The 4,819-nt window shown below is 57.1% G+C and carries 2 protein-coding genes and 2 pseudogenes; 1 reads left to right on the top strand and 3 read right to left on the bottom strand.

Annotated features, from left to right (window positions below; genetic code table 11):
- The 3 genes and pseudogenes from CINSTRO3249_RS17715 to metB form a co-directional block, all read right to left on the bottom strand.
- Nucleotides 1-271 (bottom strand): annotated as a pseudogene (locus CINSTRO3249_RS17715) (hypothetical protein); the annotation flags it as partial.
- Nucleotides 272-301: 30 nt separating this feature from the next.
- Entirely contained in the window at nucleotides 302-2,740 is a 2,439-nt protein-coding gene (locus tag CINSTRO3249_RS12765; protein WP_074013552.1) for a bifunctional aspartate kinase/homoserine dehydrogenase II, read from the bottom strand.
- Nucleotides 2,741-2,742: 2 nt separating this feature from the next.
- A pseudogene (gene metB / locus CINSTRO3249_RS12760) lies at nucleotides 2,743-3,905 on the bottom strand (cystathionine gamma-synthase).
- A gap of 324 nt (nucleotides 3,906-4,229) precedes the next feature.
- Here metB and metJ point away from each other — a divergent pair.
- Nucleotides 4,230-4,547 carry a met regulon transcriptional regulator MetJ gene (gene metJ / locus CINSTRO3249_RS12755; protein ID WP_011411976.1) on the top strand — a complete coding sequence of 106 codons (318 nt, stop codon included), beginning with the start codon at nucleotides 4,230-4,232 and terminating at the stop codon, nucleotides 4,545-4,547.
- The last annotated feature ends 272 nt before the right edge of the window (nucleotides 4,548-4,819 follow it).

The raw sequence follows: 4,819 nt of genomic DNA, 5'->3' as shown, positions 1-4,819 counted from the left end.
GCTCATTGAGTTGACTGAAGCTAATTCGCTTATTATTCAGAAAACGCCAGACAGCTTGGGTAGTTGCGAAAGTTGATTTTTGAGCACTTGCGAGGTCTTTAACCGCAGAAGCAAGAAGAGCCGCGGGTGTCATATGCTGTTTAACCAGCGTCTGATATCGGCGGGTAAGGCGAGAGTCAATCCCGCCAACAGATAGGTTGAAATCATTCTGCAAAGTAATAACAGGTATCACGATAAATGTGTAGATACCTATGGCCTTAGAGCTGACCATCGCTATGTCGGTCACCCTTGCGCTTTGCCCTCAAAGCAATTGCGCCAGACGGTTAAGATCCGACTGAATAGCCCCGGCGGTGACATCCCGTCCAGCACCAGGGCCGCGAATGACCAGCGGATTATCGCGGTACCAGCGGCTCTCGATAGCGAATACGTTGTCGCAGGGCAGCAATGAGGCCATCGGATGCTGCCGCCGCACCGCCTCCACGCCCACCCGCGCCTTGCCGTTAGCCTCGAAACGCGCGATATAGCGCAGCACCAGCCCCATCTCCTGCGCCGCTTCCAGACGCTGCAACATATGTTCGTTCAGCGCCTCGCCGCCCTCTTCAAAGAAGTGATCCACCGACCCCGCCTCATGACCGGGCGCCACCAGCGATTCAACCCGCACTTGATTAGGCTCAATGGCATACCCCGCCTCGCGGGCCAGGATCACCAGTTTACGCATGACATCCTGGCCGGAGAGATCGACGCGCGGGTCAGGCTCGGTCAGGCCCTGCTGCCAAGCTTGTTCCACCAGTTCGGTAAAGGGCACGCTGCCGTCAAACTGCAAAAATAGCCACGACAAAGTCCCCGAGAAGATACCGCTAATGGAGAGAATGCTATCACCACTGTCCAGCAAGTCCCGCACCGTATGGTTCACCGGCAGGCCGGCGCCCACCGTCGCGTTGTAAAGCCAGTGGCGACCGGTTTTGGCGAAGGCGTCACGCACCTGACGGTAATTATCACCGTCAGACGCCCCCGCCAGCTTGTTGGCGCTGATAACGTGGAAACCGTAACTGGCAAAATCCAGATACTGATCCGCCACGGCTCCGCTGGCGGTCACATCCAGCACCACCAAATCGTCATAAGGATGGGCGCGCATCCACAAAAACAGATCTTCCGACTCGATAAGCGTGGCCTCATCATTGAAAAAGGCAAGCGCCCGGCTGGCGTCAAGGCCGTCGTAGCTTAGCAGGCTGCGCTGGCTGTCCACCACGCCGCTGAGAATGAACTCAAAGCCGGTACGCGCCGAGAGATTTTTCTGCTCGCGGGCAAATAGCTCCAGCCAGCGCGAACCGATATTGCCCTTGCCGAACAGCATCAGGCCGATACGTTTTTCGGCGCGGAACAATGAGGTGTGCAGCCCTTGAATCACATGCTCGGTAGGCCCAACGCGCAGCACCGCGACCAAACTGATGCCGTCCTCCGCCTGCCAGAAAAATTCGATGGGCTGATATTTAAGCTGCTGGTAAAAACGGTGACTGTGCAGCGGGTTTTTTGCCACGCCGGCGCCCACTAGAGCGACCAGCGCCACGCCCTCGCGCAGTTGCAAATGCGCCGACAAACCGGCCTGTTCAAGAATACGCAACGCGCTGCCGGCCACCTCGGAGGTGTAGCACAGCTGCAGCAAACGCCGGTCGCGATGGACCCCCACCGCCAGCGGTTTGATCTGCGCACGTTTCAACGCCAGCTCCATCTCTTTATGGGCCAACGCGAAGTCGTGCTGCGGCGAAATAGTCAGTTCTATCAGGCAGACGTCATCATGGCTGGTGACGATTTTCGCGCCGGTACCGGAAGCCAATACCCGCTCAATACGCGTAGAGCCCTGCTCCGGCTGGTAGCTGCAGCGCAGAAGCAAATCAATGTCGCTGCCGGAAACCGGTTGCAGTGTCCGGGCGTGCAGGACCGGCGCCGCCAGACGCGCCAGCTCGCTGGCTTCATCCAGGCGCAACAGCGGTAACAGGCAGGCATCTTTCACCTTGCGCGGATCGGCACTGTAAACGCCAGCCACATCGCTCCAGATAGTGACACGGGCTACGCTTGCCAGCGCACCTATCTGAGTGGCGGAATAATCGCTGCCGTTACGGCCGAGCAACACCGTCTCCCCGGCCTGGTTGCGGCAGATAAAACCCGTGATGACCAGCCGTTTGGTAGGATGTTGCGTCAACAACTGTTGCAATAGCGGCCAGGAACGCCCCTCATCAACCTGGGGCTGAGCGGCACGTTCGGCGCGCAGAAAATCGCGAGCATCCAGCCATTGCGCTTCCATATCCAGCTGGCTGAGCAGCGCGGCCATCAGCCGCGCCGACCAGATTTCACCGTGGCCGACCACCTCGGCATAGACCGCATCGGTAATGGGACCATCCAGCAAGGCCGCCAGCCGCTCCAAATCGCGAATGAACGTAGCAAGCAGCCCTTCAGCGTCCGCGGGGGGCAGCAAGCCGTTAATCAGTTCGCTTTGATAGCGGCGTAAATTCTGCTGCACCTGATGGGCGGACAAACGATCGCTTTGGCTCAGCGTCAGCCAGCTTATCAGCTGATTGGTCGTGCTGCCCGCCGCGGAAACCACCATCAGATCGCCGGGCCGGCTGTACTCGGCCATAATCCCCGCCACCCACTGGTAACATTTCACGTCGGCAAGGCTACTACCGCCAAATTTATGCAATTGACGGCCGGTCGGGCTGTCCGCGCTCACTAATGGACTCATGCTTACCTCTGTAGTGCCGCCTGGAAAGCCTGTTCCAAATCGGCAATTAAATCTTCGCTATCTTCGATCCCGACCGACACGCGCAGCAGCGTTTCACTAATACCGGCGCGGGCGCGGGCCTCCGCCGCCATCCCCGCGTGCGTCATGGTCGCGGCATGGGAAATTAGACTTTCCACGCCCCCCAGCGACTCGGCCAGCGTGAATAGCGTCAACGCGGCCAGGAATTGGCGCAGCGTGGTTTCGTCGCCATCCAGTTCAAAACTGAGCATCGCGCCAAAGCCGCTTTGCTGACGACAGGCGATCTCGTGCCCCGGATTCTCCGGCAGGCCAGGATAATACAACTTTTTCACCTGCGGATGTTGCTGTAAATACGCGACGATAGCTTGGGCATTATACTCTGCTGTTGCCGTATACGCGGCGTCAGGGTACGTATCCCGCGCAGCAGCAGATAGCTGTCGAATGCGCTGCCGGTCACGCCAATATTGTTGCCCCACCAGGCGAGTTCGATGGCCACATCCGCCTCGCTGGCAATCACCGCGCCCGCGACCACATCGGAATGCCCGTTGAGATATTTGGTGCAGGAATGAACGACCAGATCGGCGCCCAGCGCCAGCGGCTGCTGCAGTGCCGGACTCATGAAGGTGTTGTCCACGACGCACAAGGCGCCCGCCTTATGCGCTTCACGACAGATGGCGGCAATATCCACCACCCGCAGCAGCGGATTACTGGGCGTTTCAATCAACACCAGCTTCGGCTTGGCGGCCAGCGCCTGAGCCAGCGCTTGCGGATCAGCCTGGTCAACGAACTGAACCCGATAGGCCCCCCGTTTGCTCAGGCTATCGAACAGCCGGTAGCTGCCGCCATAGCAATCATGCGGCGCCACCAACAGATCGCCGGGTTTGAGAAACACCGTACACACCAGATGAATCGCCGACATACCGCTGCTGGTCATTACCGCGCCCGCACCGCCCTCCAGTTCCGCCAGCGCCCGCTGCACGACATCACGCGTCGGGTTACCGCGTCGGGAGTAGTCGTGTACACGCGGCTGGTTGAAATCAATGAAATTATAGGTACTTGAGAGGGTAATTGGCGGAACGACACAACCGAATTGCTCGTCGTTATTCAACCCGCTGCGAACTGCGATGGTGGCCTGCTTGCGCGTCATGGTGTCGCATCCTGACAAATGCTAAAAGTGAGGTGAAAGAGTAAACCGCGCAAAGATAGACGTCAATACATCTGGACATCTAAACTTCTTTGCGTATAGATTGAGCACAGCAACAATAACCGCTAAAATTATGCTGATTTGAACTGTTAAAACCCAATCCACATGTTGTAGCGCAGGCGAACGGCGGGGTCGAGGGCGAAATGATATGAAATGGTGATAAACAGCAAATTTAGCCGGCATTAAGTAGAGCGTTTCCCGCATATACGGCATAATTAGCGAACTTTCTGCAATTTATATTCATTCGTTGAGACATTAAGGTATCCCATGGCGGAATGGAAAGGTGAGTATGTCAGCCCTTATGCTGAACATGGTAAAAAAAGCGAACAGGTCAAAAAGATTACGGTATCCATTCCGCTGAAGGTTCTCAAGATTCTGACCGACGAAAGAACCCGGCGCCAGGTGAACAATCTGCGCCATGCCACCAACAGCGAGCTGCTGTGTGAAGCGTTTTTGCACGCCTTCACCGGCCAGCCGCTGCCGGACGATCACGATCTGCGCAAAGAGCGAAACGATGAAATCCCGGAAGTGGCAAAAGACATGATGCGGGAAATGGGGATCGATCCCGATACGTGGGAATATTAACATCGCGCAAATCAACTGCGGCGTCGTGACGCCCCGCACCGCCGCCGCTCATTAATCCGTCAATGTCAGCGCTCCTGGCGCCGTTACCCCCCTTGCACGGCGGGTATGGCATGTTCGCCTTTAGGCTTTGCCTCCCCTCCGCTTTAGCATAGGTATCTACACATTTATCGTGATACCTGTTATTACTTTGCAGAATGATTTCAACCTATCTGTTGGCGGGATTGACTCTCGCCTTACCCGCCGATATCAGACGCTGGTTAAACAGCATATGA

Source organism: Candidatus Sodalis sp. SoCistrobi (genome assembly GCF_900143145.1).
GTDB lineage: Bacteria > Pseudomonadota > Gammaproteobacteria > Enterobacterales > Enterobacteriaceae > SoCistrobi.
This window is presented reverse-complemented; position numbering and strand designations above follow the sequence as displayed.